This window comes from Catellatospora aurea (assembly GCF_042663325.1).
GTDB lineage: Bacteria > Actinomycetota > Actinomycetes > Mycobacteriales > Micromonosporaceae > Catellatospora > Catellatospora aurea.
This window is the reverse complement of record NZ_JBHTAC010000001.1, coordinates 285,885-302,034: the sequence shown is the minus strand read 5'-3', so window position 1 is coordinate 302,034 and position 16,150 is coordinate 285,885. Positions and strand designations below refer to the sequence as shown.

General features: G+C 71.7%; 13 protein-coding genes. 9 read left to right on the top strand and 4 right to left on the bottom strand.

The features are described 5' to 3' along the window. Positions 1–16 precede the first annotated feature (16 nt). The 7 genes from ACFQO7_RS01410 (at position 17) to ACFQO7_RS01380 (ending at position 8,920) form a co-directional block, all read left to right on the top strand. Positions 17–1,867 carry a PucR family transcriptional regulator gene (locus tag ACFQO7_RS01410; RefSeq protein WP_376804705.1) on the top strand — a complete coding sequence of 617 codons (1,851 nt, stop codon included), beginning with the start codon at positions 17–19 and terminating at the stop codon, positions 1,865–1,867. Between the two features lie 195 nt (positions 1,868–2,062). Then, the gene (locus ACFQO7_RS01405) at positions 2,063–3,364 is read left to right on the top strand and encodes an aspartate aminotransferase family protein (protein WP_376804610.1); all 1,302 of its coding nucleotides are present in this window, start codon (positions 2,063–2,065) and stop codon (positions 3,362–3,364) included. Then, positions 3,361–4,854, top strand: a complete 1,494-nt coding sequence (locus tag ACFQO7_RS01400) for a CoA-acylating methylmalonate-semialdehyde dehydrogenase (RefSeq protein ID WP_376804609.1) — start codon at positions 3,361–3,363, stop codon at positions 4,852–4,854. Before ACFQO7_RS01405 ends, ACFQO7_RS01400 begins: the two co-directional genes overlap by 4 nt. Before the next feature lie 373 nt (positions 4,855–5,227). Next, a complete protein-coding gene (gene ngcE, locus ACFQO7_RS01395; RefSeq protein ID WP_376804608.1) occupies positions 5,228–6,658 on the top strand; it encodes an N-acetylglucosamine/diacetylchitobiose ABC transporter substrate-binding protein in 1,431 nt (476 codons plus the stop codon). A gap of 71 nt (positions 6,659–6,729) precedes the next feature. Beyond that, positions 6,730–7,641: a carbohydrate ABC transporter permease gene (locus ACFQO7_RS01390; protein ID WP_376804607.1), complete on the top strand. Its 912-nt coding sequence runs from the start codon at positions 6,730–6,732 to the stop codon at positions 7,639–7,641. Beyond that, positions 7,638–8,573, top strand: a complete 936-nt coding sequence (locus ACFQO7_RS01385) for a carbohydrate ABC transporter permease (RefSeq protein WP_376804606.1) — start codon at positions 7,638–7,640, stop codon at positions 8,571–8,573. The genes ACFQO7_RS01390 and ACFQO7_RS01385 overlap by 4 nt, the downstream gene beginning before the upstream one ends. A gap of 155 nt (positions 8,574–8,728) precedes the next feature. Next, on the top strand, positions 8,729–8,920 hold the full coding sequence (locus tag ACFQO7_RS01380; protein WP_203694529.1) for a PspC domain-containing protein: 192 nt from the start codon (positions 8,729–8,731) through the stop codon (positions 8,918–8,920). A gap of 71 nt (positions 8,921–8,991) precedes the next feature. On the opposite strand, the gene ACFQO7_RS01375 is transcribed toward ACFQO7_RS01380, so the two are convergent. The 4 genes from ACFQO7_RS01375 to ACFQO7_RS01360 all read right to left on the bottom strand — a co-directional run bounded on the left by ACFQO7_RS01375 (position 8,992) and on the right by ACFQO7_RS01360 (position 13,291). Continuing rightward, a complete protein-coding gene (locus ACFQO7_RS01375; RefSeq protein ID WP_376804605.1) occupies positions 8,992–10,518 on the bottom strand; it encodes an ATP-dependent DNA ligase in 1,527 nt (508 codons plus the stop codon). Between the two features lie 36 nt (positions 10,519–10,554). Next, positions 10,555–11,787: a GNAT family N-acetyltransferase gene (locus ACFQO7_RS01370; RefSeq protein WP_376804604.1), complete on the bottom strand. Its 1,233-nt coding sequence runs from the start codon at positions 11,785–11,787 to the stop codon at positions 10,555–10,557. A 66-nt stretch (positions 11,788–11,853) separates the two neighbouring features. Continuing rightward, positions 11,854–12,174, bottom strand: a complete 321-nt coding sequence (locus tag ACFQO7_RS01365; RefSeq protein ID WP_376804603.1) for a DUF6300 family protein — start codon at positions 12,172–12,174, stop codon at positions 11,854–11,856. A gap of 139 nt (positions 12,175–12,313) precedes the next feature. Next, positions 12,314–13,291 carry an N-acetylglucosamine kinase gene (locus ACFQO7_RS01360; RefSeq protein WP_376804602.1) on the bottom strand — a complete coding sequence of 326 codons (978 nt, stop codon included), beginning with the start codon at positions 13,289–13,291 and terminating at the stop codon, positions 12,314–12,316. Positions 13,292–13,562: 271 nt separating this feature from the next. On the opposite strand from ACFQO7_RS01360, the gene ACFQO7_RS01355 reads away from it, so the two are divergent. Beyond that, positions 13,563–14,489, top strand: a complete 927-nt coding sequence (locus ACFQO7_RS01355) for a MurR/RpiR family transcriptional regulator (protein ID WP_239167626.1) — start codon at positions 13,563–13,565, stop codon at positions 14,487–14,489. A 222-nt stretch (positions 14,490–14,711) separates the two neighbouring features. After that, positions 14,712–16,130 carry an N-acetylglucosamine/diacetylchitobiose ABC transporter substrate-binding protein gene (ngcE, locus tag ACFQO7_RS01350; protein WP_360535863.1) on the top strand — a complete coding sequence of 473 codons (1,419 nt, stop codon included), beginning with the start codon at positions 14,712–14,714 and terminating at the stop codon, positions 16,128–16,130. The last annotated feature ends 20 nt before the right edge of the window (positions 16,131–16,150 follow it).

Sequence of the window (16,150 nt, the reverse complement as noted above, 5' to 3'; positions counted from 1 at the left end):
GACCGCGGTGACCGCGGTGTTCCCGACGGTGCGTGAGGTGATCGCGCTCGACCCCGTGCGGATCGGCGCGCCGCGGCTGGTCGCGGGGGAGTCGGGGCTCGACCGGCCGGTGCGCTGGGTGCACTCGGCGGAGGTGCCCGACATCGCGACCCTGCTGCGCGGCGGCGAGCTGGTGCTGACCACCGGCATCGGCCTGCCCGCCGACGACGCGGGCGTGCGCGCGTTCGTCAACGACCTGGCCGAGGTCGGCGTGTCCGGGCTGATCGTGGAGCTGGGGCGGCGGTACACGGCGAGCGTGCCGCGGGTGATGGCGGCCGCCGCGCAGAAGGCCGGCCTGCCGCTCGTCGAGCTGCGCAGGCCGACCCCGTTCGTGCAGATCACCGAGGCGGTGCACGCGCTGATCGTGGACGCGCAGCTGGCCGAGCTGCGCGCCACCGAGCAGATCCACCAGCGGTTCACCGAGCTGAGCGTGGACGGCGCGGAGCCGGCCGAGGTGGTGCACCAGGCGGCGCAGCTCGCCGGCTGCCCCGTGGTGCTGGAGAACCTGGCCAGGCAGGTGCTGGCCTACGATGCGGCCGGAGATCGCGCGGAGATGCTCCTGGACGGCTGGGAGCAGCATTCCCGGCGGATCAAGGCGCAGCCGTCGGGCAGCGGGCGCACCGGATACGACCCGGACACGGGCTGGCTGGTGACCCCGGTCGGGGCGCGCGGGCAGGACTGGGGGCGGCTGCTGCTGCGCTGGCCCGCCTCGGGCACGGCGCGGGGCCTGGCGGCCTCGGCCGGCCCGGCCCGGGTGGACGCCAGGTCAGGCGCAGCTCAGACCACGTGGCCGGAACACCCGGCCGGGGTGGGCTCGGCAGAACGCGGAGAGGCGACCCGGCCGGCCGGGTCGCAGGCGCCCGCGGACCGCTCAGGGCCGGGCGGGCCGCCGGGTCTATCCGTCTCGTGGGAGGAGCCCGACGCGGGCTTGGCCACCCCGTCGTCCACACCCCCGACGCGGCTGATCATCCTGCTGGAGCGGGCCGCGTCGACGCTGGCACTGGGCCGGCTCATCCGGCGGGACGCCGAAGGGCTGGAACGGCAGTTGCACGGCACCCTGCTGTCGGCGCTGCTGGACCACAGCCTGCCGGTGTCGGAGGTGGCGCTGCGGGCCGCGGCGCTGGGCGTCCAGCTGGAGCGCCGCCGCCTGGTCGGGGTGGTGGTGCGGCACCGGGACGAGTCGCTGGCGGCGGGCACCGAGGCGGGCCAGGCCGCGCTGCGCGACCTGGCCGACGCCGTCTCGCAGGCGCTGCGCGAGGCCAAGCAGACCGGGTTGACCAGCGCCGTCGACGACCGGGCGGTGGGCGCGCTGCTGGCGGTACGCGGGGAGGAGGAGCCCGCGCTGGAGTCCTTCGCCGCCGCGCTGCGCCGGGGACGGGCCGGCACGCTGCTGATCGCGGCCGGTTCGGGCGTGGACAGCCTGCGCGAGGCCCGGCGCTCGCTGGTGGAGGCGCGCCAGGTCGCCGAGGCCGCCCGGCACGACCCGGCCGGGCCGGACGTGCACCGGCTGCCCAACGTGGGCCTGCCTGGGCTGCTGCACCTGCTGCGGGACGAGCCGCGGCTGCAGACGTTCGTGGAGCGCCAGCTCGGGGCGCTGCTGGCGTACGACGCCGAGCATCGCAAGGACGCGCTGCTGCCGACGCTGCGGGTGTTCCTGGAGCACGGGCGCAACAAGTCGATCGCCGCGGGTGCGGCGCACCTGTCCCGGCCCGCTTTCTACGAGCGGCTGGCCCGGATCGAGCGCATTCTGGGAGTGGACCTGGACTCGGTGCAGGTGTGCCTGTCGCTGCACGTGGCGCTGCTGGCGAGGGACGTGTTGCGGGGCTGACCCACAGAAAAACCGAGGTGCAGCCTTCGATTCTTCGGCGAGAAGCGCGGCGCACACCCTCCCGGCTTGACGATCTGTCAGGTGGACACGGCGGCGGCTGGCACGATGTAGCTTGCCCGGGGCTCCCGGAGCTGGGAGCGTCCAGGGTGATCCGAGCCACAGCCCTATACCGCCCGCCGAAGGACGTGTTAGCCCATGAGCACCGACGAACTGCTCAACCGCCACCGTGCCGTCATGCCCAACTGGATCAACCCGCTGTACGCCGACCCGATCGAGCTGGTCTCCGGCTCCGGCTGCCGGGTCACCGACGCGGCGGGGCGCACGTACCTTGATTTCTTCGGCGGCGTGCTCACCACGATGATCGGGTACGACATCCCGGAGGTCTCCGACGCGGTGCGCCGGCAGCTCGACAAGGGCATCGCGCACTCCTCGACGCTGTACCTGATCCGCAAGCAGGTCGAGCTGGCCGAGAAGATCGCCAAGGTGTCCGGCATCGCGAACCCGAAGGTGTTCCTGGCCAACTCCGGCACCGAGGCCAACGACACGGCCCTGCTGCTGGCCACCCAGTACCGGCGCAGCAACCAGATCCTCGCGGTGCGCAACAGCTACCACGGCCGCAGCTTCGCCGCGCTCGCCGTCACGGGCCAGCGCAGCTGGTCGGCGACCTCGCTGTCCCCGGTGAACGTCAGCTACCTGCACTCCGGCGACCGGCTGCGGGGCGTGTTCGCGGGCCTGTCCGACGCCGAGTACATCGCGCGCTCTGTGGCCGACCTGCGCGAGGTGCTGGCCACCACGACCGCGGGCGACGTGGCGTGCCTGATCGCCGAGCCGATCCAGGGCGTCGGCGGCTTCGTCGCGCCGCCCGACGGCTACTTCAAGGCGGTCAAGGAGGTGCTCGACGAGCACGGCATCCTGTGGATCTCCGACGAGGTGCAGACCGGCTGGGGCCGCACCGGTGAGCACTTCTGGGGCTACCAGGCCCACGACGCGGTGCCGGACATGCTGACGTTCGCCAAGGGCATCGGCAACGGCTTCACGCTGGGCGGCGTGGTGGCCCGCGGCGAGATCATGGACTGCCTGAACGCGGTCTCGTTCAACACGTTCGGCGGCAACCCGATCAGCGCCTCGGCGGGCCAGGCGGTGCTCGACTACGTGCTCTCCCACGACCTGCAGTCCAACGCGGCCCGGGTGGGCGAGGTGCTGCACGGGGGCGTACGCGGGCTGAACTGCCCGATCGTGGCGGAGGTGCGCGGCAAGGGCCTGATGCTGGCGTTCGAGCTGGTCCGGCCCGGCACCCTCGATCCGGCCCCGGAGCTGGCGCTGCGGGTGCTGGAGGAGACCAAGGCCAACGGGCTGCTGGTCGGCAAGGGCGGCCTCTACGGCAACGTGATCCGGATGGGCCCGCCGCTGACCCTGACCGAGGCCGAGGCCAAGGAGGGCCTGGACATCCTGGCCGCCGCACTGGCGGCAGCACATCGACAGGCGGTAGCAGCATGACTGGATATATCACCCATTTCGTCGACGGCAAGCCGTGGGAGCACGGTGCGACCCGGCAGGGCGAGGTGTACGACCCGGCGACCGGCGCGGTGGCCGCGCTGGTCGACTTCGCGTCGGCGGCCGAGGTCGGCACTGTGGTCGGCGTTGCCGACCGGGCGGCGCGGGCCTGGCGGGACGCGTCGCTGGCCAAGCGGACCGCGGTGCTGTTCGCGTTCCGGCAGCTCATCCACGAGCGGCGGGACGAGCTGGCCGCGGCGATCACGGCCGAGCACGGCAAGGTGCTCTCCGACGCGGCGGGGGAGGTGCAGCGCGGCCTGGAGGTGGTCGAGTTCGCCTGCGGCATCCCGTCGGCGCAGCGCGGCTCGTTCAGCGAGAACGTCTCGACGGAGGTGGACTCGTACTCGATCCGGCAGCCGCTGGGCGTGGTCGCGGTGATCACGCCGTTCAACTTCCCGGCGATGGTGCCGCTGTGGTTCGCACCGATCGCGATCGCCTGCGGCAACGCGGTGGTGCTCAAGCCGAGCGAGAAGGACCCGAGCGCGTCGGTGCTGCTGGCCTCGTGGTTCGCCGAGGCGGGCCTGCCCGACGGGGTCTTCAACGTGGTGCACGGCGACAAGGAGGCCGTGGACGCGCTGCTGACCCACCCGTTGGTGAAGGCGGTGTCGTTCGTCGGCTCGACGCCGATCGCGCGCTACGTGTACGAGACGGGCACCGCGCACGGCAAGCGGGTGCAGGCGCTGGGCGGGGCGAAGAACCACATGGTGGTGCTGCCCGACGCCGACCTCGACCTGGCCGCCGACGCGGCGGTCAACGCGGGCTTCGGCTCGGCGGGCGAGCGCTGCATGGCGATCTCGGTGGTGGTCGCGGTCGACCCGGTCGGCGACGAGCTGGTCGGCAAGATCTCCGAGCGGGTGGCGGGCATCCGCACCGGCGACGGCCGTCGGGGCTGCGACATGGGCCCGCTGGTGACGAAGGTGCACCGGGACAAGGTCGCCTCGTACGTCGACGCGGGCGAGCGGGCCGGCGCGAAGCTGGTCGTCGACGGCCGCACCGTGCGGCCGGACGCGGACGGGTCCGGGTTCTTCCTCGGGCCGACGCTGTTCGACCAGGTCACGCCGCAGATGTCGATCTACACGGACGAGATCTTCGGGCCGGTGCTCAGCGTGGTCCGGGTCGGCTCGTACGACGAGGCGCTGGCGCTGGTCAACGGCAACCCGTACGGCAACGGCACGGCGATCTTCACCAACGACGGCGGGGCCGCCCGGCGCTTCCAGCACGAGGTGGAGGTCGGCATGATCGGTGTGAACGTGCCGATCCCGGTGCCGATGGCGTACTACTCCTTCGGCGGCTGGAAGGCCTCGCTGTTCGGCGACACCCACGCGCACGGCGCGGAGGGCGTGCACTTCTTCACCCGGGGCAAGGTGGTCACCAGCCGCTGGCTGGACCCGCGCCACGGCGGGATCAACCTGGGCTTCCCGACCCAGCACTGACCCGCGACCGAAACCCCGTCCATGCGGCCTGAGCTGCATGGACGGGGTTTCGTCTTTGTGAGAGGATCGCCGCGCACTGCTCTGATCTTGCTGCTCAGGCGCTTGATCGGAGCTTCTGTCATGTCCGCGCGGGGGAGTTGGTGAAAACTTTCACCGCCGCGGGTAGGGGATCATCCGATGATCCTGTGGGTTCGTGAACAGGCGGTCACCTGGTCATGAACGCCTGGGGGCGAATTATGGGGGTTCTGTAGAAAGTCTGCGTAACGTTTCTGCGGCGAGACCTTGCCTAGTGACGACGGCGGCCGTAAGAATCCTTCAGAACACGGCCGAAACTTGTAGGGAAATACCAGACCGTCTCTGGCAAGGAGTGGGAATGGCACAGTCCGACCTGACCCGGCGTACGGTGCTGCGGCGTGCTGCCGCGGCGGGCGTCCTCGCCGGTCCGGCCGCGGGGCTGCTCAGCAGCTGCGCGCTCGGCGACGACACCTCCGGCGACACGTCCGGCAAATACGAGGGCACCAAGAGCGACAAGAACCCGCTGGGCGTGAAGGAAGACGCCCCGCTCGACGTCGTCATCTTCAACGGCGGCTTCGGCGAGGACTACGCCAAGGCGCACGAGGCGATGTACAAGGAGACCTACCCCAAGGCCGAGGTCAAGCACTCGGCCGTGGTGGAGATCAACAAGGAGCTGCAGCCGCGCTTCGTCGACGGCACCCCGCCGGACTTCGTGAACAACTCCGGCGCGGGCCAGATCGACCTCGGCGGCCTGGTCGCCCAGGGCGCGCTCGCCGACCTCACCCCGCTGCTGGACGCGCCGAGCCTGGACGTGCCCGGCAAGAAGGTGCGCGAGACCCTGCTGCCCGGCACGGTCGAGAGCGGCAGCTTCGACGGCAAGACGTACGTCCTGAACTACGCGTACACCGTCTACGGCATCTGGTACTCCAGCAAGCTCTTCACCGAGAAGGGCTGGGAGTACGCCAAGACCTGGGACGAGCACATCGCCCTGTGCAAGAAGATCAAGGCCGCCGGCATCGCGCCGTGGACCTACCAGGGCAAGCACCCGCGCTACATGTCCTGGCCGGTGATCTCCACGGCGATCAAGTTCGGCGGGCCGCAGGTGGCCATGGCGATCGACAACCTGGAGCCGGGCGCCTGGACCTCCGACGCGATGAAGGCCGCCGCCGAGGCGTGGTACCAGATCGTCAAGGACAAGTACATCCTCGAAGGCTCCCCGGGCCTGGACCACAAGCAGTCCCAGACCGAGTGGTGCAAGGGCAACGCGGCGTTCATCTCCTGCGGTTCCTGGCTGGAGAGCGAGCAGAAGGCGGTCACCCCCGAGGGCTTCAACATGGCCGTCGCCCCGACCCCGAGCCTCGGCTCGGGTGACAAGCTGCCGTTCGCCGCCATCCGCGGCACCGCCGGCGAGCCGTTCGTGGTGCCCGCCAAGGCGAAGAACGAGCGCGGCGGCATGGAGCTCATGCGGCACATGCTGTCGATGAAGGGCGCGAAGGACTTCACGGGCAAGGTGTCCAGCCTGTCCGTGGTGGCCGGCGCGGCCGAGGGGGCCACCCTGCCCTACGGCCTGACCACCGCGGTCAAGGCGCTGGCCGACTCGGGCAGCAACGGCTTCAACTGGGTCTACAACGTGTACTACCGCAAGCTGGAGCGCGAGCTGGTGGACGCGGCGTGCGGCGAGTTCTTCTCCGGGCGCACCACGCCCGCGGAGTTCCTCGCGGCCTGCCAGAAGGGCGCGGACCTGATCGCGGCCGACACCACCTTCAAGAAGTACAAGCGCAGCGCCTGACGCGCTGACCCCGGCGCCCGCCACGCCTGATGTGGCGGGCGCCGGTCCGCACTCGACGAGGAGGGCACGACGTGAGACACGGGAAGTATCCGCTGCTGGCAGCGTTCCTTTTGCCGCCGTTGGCGCTGTACGGCTACTTCGTGGTGTCCCCGTACGCCCAGTCGTTCCTGATCGCGATGACGAACTGGCAGGGGCTGTCGCCGGCGTACGAGTTCGTCGGGTTCGACAACTTCAAACGAATGATGGGCGACGAGTACGTCTGGAACGCCCTGCTCAACAACCTGTGGCTGCTGGTGCTGCTGCCGCTGCTGACCATCGCGCTCGGCCTGTTCCTGGCGACCATGCTCAACGTGGGCGGCCGGGGCGGGCGCAGCACGGTCACCGGCGTGCGCGGCTCGGCGCTCTACAAGGTCATCTACTTCGCGCCGCAGATGCTGTCGGTGTCGATCGTCGGCGTGCTCTGGGCCGAGGTCTACAACCCGCGCAGCGGCCTGGTCAACTCCGCGCTGCGCGCGGTCGGCCTGGACGGGCTGGCCAAGGTCTGGCTCGGCGATCCCGCGTACGCCTTCTGGGCCGTGCTCGCGGTCATGGTCTGGGCCAACGTCGGCTTCTACGTGGTGCTGTTCGGCGCGGCCATGCAGTCCGTGCCGCGTGACATCTACGAGGCCGCCGCCCTGGACGGGTCGAGCCGGCTCAACACCCTGGTGCGGATCACGATTCCGCTGCTCTGGGACACCATCCAGGTCGCCTGGGTGTACCTGGCCATCCTGGCGCTGGACGGCTTCGCGCTGATCCACGTGATGACCCGCGGCGGCCCGAACTTCTCCACCGACGTGGTCGGCCTGCGGCTCTACACCGAGGCGTTCGGCGACTACAAGTGGGGCTACGCGTCGGCCATCGGCGTCGTGATGTTCTTCGTGACCCTCAGCGTCACCGTGCTGTCCCTGCGCCTGACCCGCCGCGAGAGGATCGAGCTTTCATGAGCGAGCAGACGATGGATGCCCCGGTCGTCGAGCGCGGCCTGACGGCCGCCGAGGCGGACCGCCCGGTCAAGGCCGCCACCGGAGAGCCCGGACGGGGCCGCAAGGCCGTCGACGGCACGCTCAACGTGTTCTCGCACGCCTTCCTGGTGCTGTGGGGCCTGCTGACGGCGCTGCCGCTGCTGTGGGTGGTGCTCAGCTCGTTCAAGGACGACGCCGAGATCCTCGGCGACCCGTGGGGGCTGCCCAGCGCGCTGCGCTTCGACAACTTCGCCCGCGCCTGGACGCACGGCCACATCGGGCAGTACTTCGTGAACACCGGCATCGTGCTGGTCGGTTCGCTGACGCTGACCATGCTGCTCGGCGCGACCGCCGCGTACGCCCTGGCCCGCTACAAGTTCCTGGGCAGCCGACTGGTGTACTTCGTGTTCGTCGGCGGCATGATGTTCCCGGTCGTGCTGGCCTTCGTGCCGCTGTTCAAGATCGTCGGCGGGGTCGGGCTGCGCGACACCCTGCCCGGCCTGATGCTGATCTACACGGCGTACTCGCTGCCGTTCACGGTCTTCTTCCTCACCGCGTTCTTCCGCACCCTGCCCGACGCGGTCGCCGAGGCGGCCTACATCGACGGGTGCGGGCCGTTCCGGACCTTCTTCCGGGTCATGCTGCCGATGGCCAAACCCGGCCTGATCAGCGTCGGCATCTTCAACTTCCTCGGCCACTGGAACCAGTACCTGCTGCCGGTCGTCCTGATCACCTCGGACGAGAAGCAGGTGCTCGCCCAGGGCCTGGCCAACCTCGCCATCAGTGAGGGCTACCGCGGCGACTACTCGCGGCTGTTCGCCGGCCTCACCCTGGCCATGCTGCCGGTGCTGGTGGTGTACGCGGTCTTCCAGCGCCAGGTGCAGTCCGGCCTGACCGCCGGCCAGATGAAGTAGGTGAGTCTTAGCACAGCCGCGCCATAGGGGACGCCCGTACGGGCCACGACCAGCGTGAATCCATCTGCGGGCCGAGGGCGGGGGTGACCCCGCCCTCTACCGTCGAAGACAGCCGCGGCGAACACGCCGCACCGCTCTTCGGGGAGTTGACCAAGATGGCCTCAACGGCTCGGCGGCTGTACCGGCCGCGCCACGGACGCTGGATCGCGGGTGTCTGCGCCGGTCTGGCGTTACGCTTCAACCTGCCGGCCTGGCTGGTCCGACTGCTGTTCCTGCTGTCGTGCCTGCTACCGGGACCCCAGTTCATCGTCTACATCGCGATGTGGGTGATCGTTCCCGAGGAGTGAGCGCGGGGCGTCCGCGTCGGATGATCAGCGAGGGCGGTGCCGGGGGCCTCCGGCACGGCCCTCGTGCCGGGTCAGGCGTCGGCTTCGGTCGCGCCGAGCGCGCGTACCGCGTCCAGGGTGTCGGCCTCGGCCGCGCTCTTGTCCTCGCGATAGCCCAGCACCCGCGCGAAACGCAGGGTCACCCCGCCCGGGTAGCGGGTGCTGCGCTGCACCCCGTCGAACGCGATCTCCACGACCAGTTCCGGTCGCACTGTGACCTGGAAATCGTCGCGCTCGACCGCCAGCTCCAGCAGTCGCTCGGTCTGCCAGGCCAGCATCGCGTCGGTCAGGCCCTTGAAGGTCTTGCCCAGCATCACGAAGCCGCCCTGCGGATCCCGCGCCCCTAGATGCAGGTTGGACAGCCGGCCGCGCCGCCGCCCGTTGCCCCACTCGGCGGCGAGGATGACCAGGTCGAGCGTGTGCCGCGGCTTCACCTTCACCCAGCCCGCGCCGCGCCGCCCCACCTCGTACGCCGCCTGCGCCGCCTTCACCACCACGCCCTCGTGCCCGGCCGCCAGCGCCGACGCGAACGCCTGCTGCGCCTGATCGGGGGTCTCGGCGAGGGTGCGCTCGACCCGCATTTCGGCGGGCAGCATCGTGTCCAGCGCGGCCCAGCGCGCCGTGCCCGGCTCGTCGATCCAGTCCGTGCCGTCCAGGTGCAGCAGATCGAAGAAGTACGAGGTCAGTGCGCCTGACGCCCGCTGCGCCGCCCGGCCCGAGGTCTCCTGGAACGGGCGCGGCCGCCCGCGCTCGTCGACCGCGATCGCCTCGCCGTCCAGCACGACCGAGCGCACCGGCAGCGCGCGCACCGCGGCCACGATCTCGGGCACCCGGGCGGTGATGTCGTCGAGGCTGCGGCTGAACACGGCGACCTCGTCACCGTCGCGGTGCGCCTGGATGCGGATGCCGTCCAGCTTCGCGTCCACGGCCGCCGGGACACCGGTCGCGGCCAGCGCCTGCTCTGGGTCCGGGGCGGACTGGGCCAGCATCGGGGCGAGCGCGGTGCCGACCGACAGCCGCAGTGCGGACAGCCCCGCCTCACCCTCGGTCAGCGCCGTCGCGGCCACCGCCTTCAGGTCCCCGGACAGCAGCAGCGCCCGGCGTACCACCGCGGCGGGCACCGCCGCGGCCAGCGCGACGGCGTCGGCCAGCAGGCCCGCCTGCGCGCCCTGGCGCAGCTCGCCGCCGATCAGCGCGGTCAGCAGTCGTTGCTCATCCGCGGTGGCCGCGCCGAACAACGCCCCCACCGCCGCGCGCCGCCGGGCCCGCGAACCCTGGCCGTTGATCATGCCCATCGACTCCAGCGCCGCGTCGACCGCTCGCACGTCGAGGGTCGCCGACTCGGCGGGCGGGGGCAGGTCGCGCAGCCCCGCCCAGCCCACGCCGATCTGCCGCTGGCGCAGCTCACCGCTGAGGTAGGCGGCCCCAGCCGCGATCTCGACCGGATCGCCGCCCGCCGCCAGCTCCCGTAACGCGGCGGCCAGCAGCTCCACCTTCGCCTTGCGGCCCGAGGTGGCGGTCACGGCGGCCGACGTCGCGGCGATCCCGGCGAACAGCATGTCCCCATCCTCGCAGCCCACCCCGACACGCAGTGGTCAGAAGATCTCCAAGGCGTGGGGGGCCCGGGTCCAGGTGAAGGCCGGTGCGGTGGTGGCGACGGCGCCGGGGCGCAGTTCCGCGACGCGGCCGGCGGCGGCCAGCGAGCCGAGGCTGTTGCCGCCGAGGTAGACGGCGGCCAGGGCGGACGTGTCCAGGCGCAGGTCGGCGGCGTCGGCGGTCGGCTCGCAGGTGGCGTGGTCGGGGCCGCCGCGCAGCCGGAACACGCCCCCGCAGCCGGGCAGCAGCTCGTCGACGACCTCCAGCACCACGTCGACCTCAGTGGCGTACCGGCGGCCGGCCAGCGCGGCGGGCACGTCGAGCAGGCGGGCCCACAGGCCGTCGCCCATGCCCATGCCGAGCCGGCGCACGTCGTTGACGAGATACTGCAGGGGCTCGTCGATCGCGCCGAGCCACATGCCGACGGTGCGGGTGAGGTCGACGTTAAGCAGGAAATCCCAGAGCATGGTGTACGCCGCCGGGGTCGCCGTGACCGTCTCCATGACGCCGACCTCGCCGTTCGGTCCGCTGTCGTTCCAGTTGGACCGGAACCGGTAGAGGGCGTACCCGACCGGGGTGTCGCCGTCGAAGCAGACGACGGCCTGCAGTGGTCCGGCCCCGCCCCGATGCCAGGCCTGGTCGGCGAGGCGGTAGTCCCACCAGCGGTCGTCCCGGCTCGCGAAGCCGGGGCGGGACGGGCGCACCCGCTCGTAGACCTCGGCGACCCGGGCGCGGTGCACGGCGGCGGGTGCGGCCCGCAGGCGCAGCCCGTCCAGGCGGGACTTGTCGAACCGGGAGCCGTCGATGCGCACCTCGCGGCGGTCGATCTCGAACCTGAGGCGGCGGCTGGCCAGGCCGTAGCCGTACCGGCCGTAGATGCCCGCCTCGCTGGCCCACAGCAGCGCCAAGGCCTCGCCGCGGTCGCGGATCTCGCGGAGCTGGCGGGTGAGCATCGCCGAGGCCAGGCCGCGGCGGCGGTGCGTGCCGGCCACGGCGACGACGGTGACGTAACCGGCCGCCAGCACGCCGCCGGGCACGGTCAGGTCCCGGGTGAACGTGCCGACGTGGCCGACGACCTGGTCGCCGTCCACGGCCAGGACGGACCGGTCGGGCTCGAACAGGGCCTGTTCCTCGGCCCACTCCCGCCCTTGCGTGTCGTTGAGGAAGGCGCGTTGGACCAGTTGGTTGACCTCGTCGTAGTCGCCCTCGACGCCGGTTCGGAATGTCACCATGGGAGGTTCATAACCCGCGGCCGCGTCCGCGGCAACCCTATTCACCGGCGTGGCGTCGCCGGGCGGTCAGCCCGCTCGGCCGGTCCACCAGGCCTCGACGTCGGCGGCCAGCGAGCCGTCCCGGTCGGCCCGCTCGGTGAGCGCCTCCAGCCAGCGCCCGACCAGCTCGGAGACCTGGTGCAGGTCCTCGGGGCGCACCTGGGGGTGCTCGGCGAAGTATGCCAGCAGGCCCTGGGTCTCGGGGCGGCCGGCGTCGCACTGCGGGCAGAGCCCGACGGTGCGGGTGCGGCTGGAGCGGGGCAGTGGCACCTGGGCGGTCAGGTACAGCGCCTCGGCGCAGCTGCCGCAGCGGGTGCCGCCGGCGGCCCGGACCTTCACGTCCGTCATCGCGACGCCTCGGGAGCTAACTGGCAGACCTGCACCGGAGCAGGTTACCGGGCGCGGCCGCCCGCACCCCGCCAGCCCCACGCAGTCCCACGTCCGCGCCGCCCGCGTACACCCGTCCGGGCGCGGCCCGCAGGCCGGGTCAGGCCGGGGTGAGCAGGCGGGTGTGCAGGGCGACCGGGTCGGGGGCGGTGGGCAGGGCGGCGAGCCAGGCGGCTGCCGCGGCGGCGTCGCCGGCCGGGCGCAGTGCCGTGTCCGGCCAGCTCACGGCGATCGCGGCGGCCAGTTCGGCGGCGAGCGGGGTGTCGTTGGTGAGCAGGCCGCCGCCGCGTACCAGGACGGTGGTCTCGCCGGGGGCGCGCACCATGGCCACGGTGTCGGCCAGGTGCGCCGCGCCGCGCTGGACGACGTCCACGGCGGCCGGGTCGTCGGCGTCGTAGCAGCGCAGCACCATCGGGGCGAGCCGGGCCAGCGCGATCGGGGATTCGGCGACGACGGCCTGGACCAGGTCGGCGGCGGTGTCGCGGCGGCGGGGCGCGATGGTGTCGGTGCCGAGCAGTTCGGTCAGCACGCCCGCGGCCAGCGCGCCCAGCGGGCGCTCCTTGTCCAGGTCGCGCAGGGCGCCGCGGACGGCCTCGCGGCCCAGCCAGTAGCCCGAGCCCAGGTCGCCGAGCAGCCAGCCGTGGCCGTCGGCGACGTGGTCGAGCCGGTGGCCGCGGACCCGGGCGGCGATCGCGCCGGTGCCGGCGACGATGACGGTGCCGTCGGGGTCGGGCGTGCCTGCGGCGTACGCCGCCAGCACGTCGCTGACCAGCTGGGGTTCGCAGCGCAGGCCGAGGCCGGTCCAGGCCTGGTCGAACGCGGCCCGCAGCGCGGGGGAGGCGCCGAGTTTGGTGTACCCGGCCATGCCGAGCACCGCCCCGGCGACCGACTCGGGCGCGGTGTCGCCGAGCGCGGCGCGGATGGCGCCGGTCAGCTCGGTCAGCGCGGCGGCCCCGTGGGTGGTGGGGTTGCCGCCGCCGGCCCGGCCGAAGCCGAGCCGCTGCCCGTCGGGCGTGGCCAGCACGGCCCGGGTGCTGGTTCCGCCGACGTCGAGCCCTAATACCAGCTTGTCCGACATGTCACCTCTTACCTCGTCCAAACGGTCAACGCTGGTGTGGCCTATGCGGCATTCATGCTCCCCAAAGTGGCCGCCGGGAGCAAGGGCCGGGCAGCATCGCCAGGTAACAGCTTTAAAAAGTTTGCCCGTGGACTTGACAAGAGGGGGTCGTCAGTAAGAACTTTTACCACTAACAGTTAACTTCCTTTCGGTTAACTGTTCGGGACCCGGTCAGTAGGAGAAGTCAGTGGTGGAGCGCGTGGAACCGGTTGCGGCGGCACAGTCCGCCCCGCTGGAGATCCCGCACGCCCGGCTCGGCCTGGACCGGCCGGACAGCGTGCTGGTGCGGGTACGCGCACAGCTGCCCGAGTTCACCGGGGCCCTGCAGCGCGTCGCCGAGCAGGTGCTGACCGACCCCGCGGGCGCGGCCCGCGCCACCATCGTCGAGCTGGCCGAGCGCTCCGGCACCTCGCCGGCCTCGATCACCCGCTTCTGTCGCGCGCTGGGCTTCGAGGGCTACGCCGATCTGCGCCTGGCCATCGCCGGCGAGACCGGCCGCGCCGCCCGCTCCGCGGGCTGGGCCGAGGACATCGGCCGGGCCATCGAGCCGGGCGACCCGCTGGAGCGCGTACTCGCGCAGATCATGGCGGCCGACACCCAGGCCATGCGCGACACCGCCGCGATGCTCGACCTCGCCGAGGTCGAGCGGGCCGCGGCCGCGATCTCCTCGGCCAACCGCGTCGACATCTACGGCGCGTCCGGCTCCGCCCTGGTCGGCGCCGAGATGCAGTTCTCGCTGCACCGCATCGGCATCGCCGCGTGGACCTGGCCGGACGTGCACAACGGCCTGGCCAGCGCCGCGCTGCTGCGCGAGGGCGACGTCGCGCTGGGCATCTCGCACACCGGGCAGACCCGCGAGACCGTGGAGATGCTGGCCGAGGCCGGTTCGCACGGCGCGGTCACCATCGCGCTGACCGGCTTCCCGCGCTCGCCGCTGGCCGAGCTGGCCGACATCGTGCTGCTCACCGCGAGCCAGGCGACCTCGTTCCGCCCGGACGCGCTGTCGGCGCGCCACCCGCAGCTGGTGGTGCTCGACCTGCTCTACATCGCGGTCGCCCAGCGCACCCACGACCGCTCCCACGCCGCGTTCCAGCGCACCGCCCGCGCGGTGGACGCGCACCGTTTCAGCAACGGCCAGAGCAAGGAGGGCGAGCTGTGACCGCCCCCGCCTGCGCCGTGCTGCCGCCGACCGTGCTCGACCCGATCGAGCACTGGGCCGACACCACATCGAGCAATGACGCTCGGTGTGGTGCCGCACTGATCCCCGGTGCGGCCGGGTCCGCCGCGGTTGCGGGTTCGCCCGTGACCGCGACTGCTACAGGCACCGCCTCACCACACCCTCGAGTCACCATCTCAGCGACCCGAATCTGAGGAGACAATGATGTCCAACCACACCGACAGCCCGTCGGAGCTGAGCCGTCGCAGCGTGCTGCGCCGGACCGCCGCCGTCGGCCTGCTGGCCACCCCCGCCGCCGGTCTGCTCTCCGCCTGCGTCGGCGGCGGCACCGACGAGCCCAACGCCTCGGCGACCGGCGACAAGAGCGCCGAGAACCCCCTGGGTGTCGCGACCGAGACCCCGGTCGAGGTTGTGATCTTCGATGGCGGTCTGGGCACCAAGTACGCCACGGACGTGCACATCCCGTCGTACAAGGCGAAGTTCCCGAAGTCGGAGGTGAAGTACTCCTCGACGCAGGAGGTCTCCACCACCCTGCAGCCGCGCTTCGCGAGCAACACCCCGCCGGACATGGTCAACAACGCCGGCTCGAAGCTGATGGACCAGGGCAAGCTCGTCGAGGCCGGCCAGGTCGCCGACCTGAGCGACCTGTTCGCCGCCCCGTCGCTGGACATCACCGGCAAGACCGTCGGTGAGACCCTGATCCCGGGCACCATCGAGCAGGGCACCTTCAACGGCAAGCCGTACGTGCTGAACTACGCCTACACCGTGTTCGGCCTGTGGTACTCCGGCAAGCTGTTCAAGGACAACGGCTGGACCGCGCCGACCACCTGGGCGGACTTCACCGCGCTGCTGGAGAAGATGAAGGCCAAGGGCATCACCCCGTACTCGTACGCGGGCGCCAACGCGGCCTACTACCAGTACCTGGTCATCCTCACCACCGCCGCCAAGATCGGTGGCGCGGACGTGCTCAAGGCGATCGACAACCTCGAGCCGAACGCGTGGAAGAACGACGCCGTCAAGCAGGCCGCCACCCTGTGGGGCGAGATCGGCGCCAAGTACGGCAACAAGGCTCACCTGGGCCTGAAGCACACCGAGGTTCAGCTGCAGCAGAACCAGTACAAGGTGGGCTTCTACCCGTCGGGTTCCTGGCTGGAGAACGAGCAGTCCAAGGACACCCCGGCCGGCTTCGACTACCAGGTCGCCGCCATCCCGGCCGCGACCGCGTCGGACAAGCTCCCGGCGACGGGCCTCTACGCCGCCGCGGGCGAGATGTACTTCGTCGCCAGCAAGGGCAAGAACGTCCAGGGTGGCAAGGAGTACCTGCGCCACATGCTGTCCAAGGCCGGCGCGAAGGGCTTCACCGAGCTCACCAAGTCGCTGACCGTCGTCACCGGCGCGGCCGAGGGCCTGACCCTCTCGCCCGGCCTGACCTCGGCCAACGCGGCGCTGACCGCGGCCGGTGCGGCCAACTTCAGCTTCCGCTGGGACGCCTGGTACAAGAACCTGGACGACGAGTGCCGCGCCGCCACCAACGAGCTGATGTTCCAGGGTGGCACCGCCGACAAGTTCTGCGACCGTATGCAGGCTGCGGCTGACAAGACCGAGAAGAAGTTCTCCCGCTAATCCCCCCGAAGCCGGAGTAG

Bases quoted from the DNA above. Each gene is read 5' to 3' on its own strand.
- ACFQO7_RS01405 (WP_376804610.1), top strand. From the start codon at position 2,063: ATGAGCACCGACGAACTGCTCAACCGCCACCGTGCCGTCATGCCCAAC.
- ACFQO7_RS01400 (WP_376804609.1), top strand. From the start codon at position 3,361: ATGACTGGATATATCACCCATTTCGTCGACGGCAAGCCGTGGGAGCAC.
- ngcE (WP_376804608.1), top strand. From the start codon at position 5,228: ATGGCACAGTCCGACCTGACCCGGCGTACGGTGCTGCGGCGTGCTGCC.
- ACFQO7_RS01385 (WP_376804606.1), top strand. From the start codon at position 7,638: ATGAGCGAGCAGACGATGGATGCCCCGGTCGTCGAGCGCGGCCTGACG.
- ACFQO7_RS01380 (WP_203694529.1), top strand. From the start codon at position 8,729: ATGGCCTCAACGGCTCGGCGGCTGTACCGGCCGCGCCACGGACGCTGG.
- ACFQO7_RS01375 (WP_376804605.1), bottom strand. From the start codon at position 10,518: ATGCTGTTCGCCGGGATCGCCGCGACGTCGGCCGCCGTGACCGCCACC.
- ACFQO7_RS01370 (WP_376804604.1), bottom strand. From the start codon at position 11,787: ATGGTGACATTCCGAACCGGCGTCGAGGGCGACTACGACGAGGTCAAC.
- ACFQO7_RS01365 (WP_376804603.1), bottom strand. From the start codon at position 12,174: ATGACGGACGTGAAGGTCCGGGCCGCCGGCGGCACCCGCTGCGGCAGC.
- ACFQO7_RS01360 (WP_376804602.1), bottom strand. From the start codon at position 13,291: ATGTCGGACAAGCTGGTATTAGGGCTCGACGTCGGCGGAACCAGCACC.
- ngcE (WP_360535863.1), top strand. From the start codon at position 14,712: ATGTCCAACCACACCGACAGCCCGTCGGAGCTGAGCCGTCGCAGCGTG.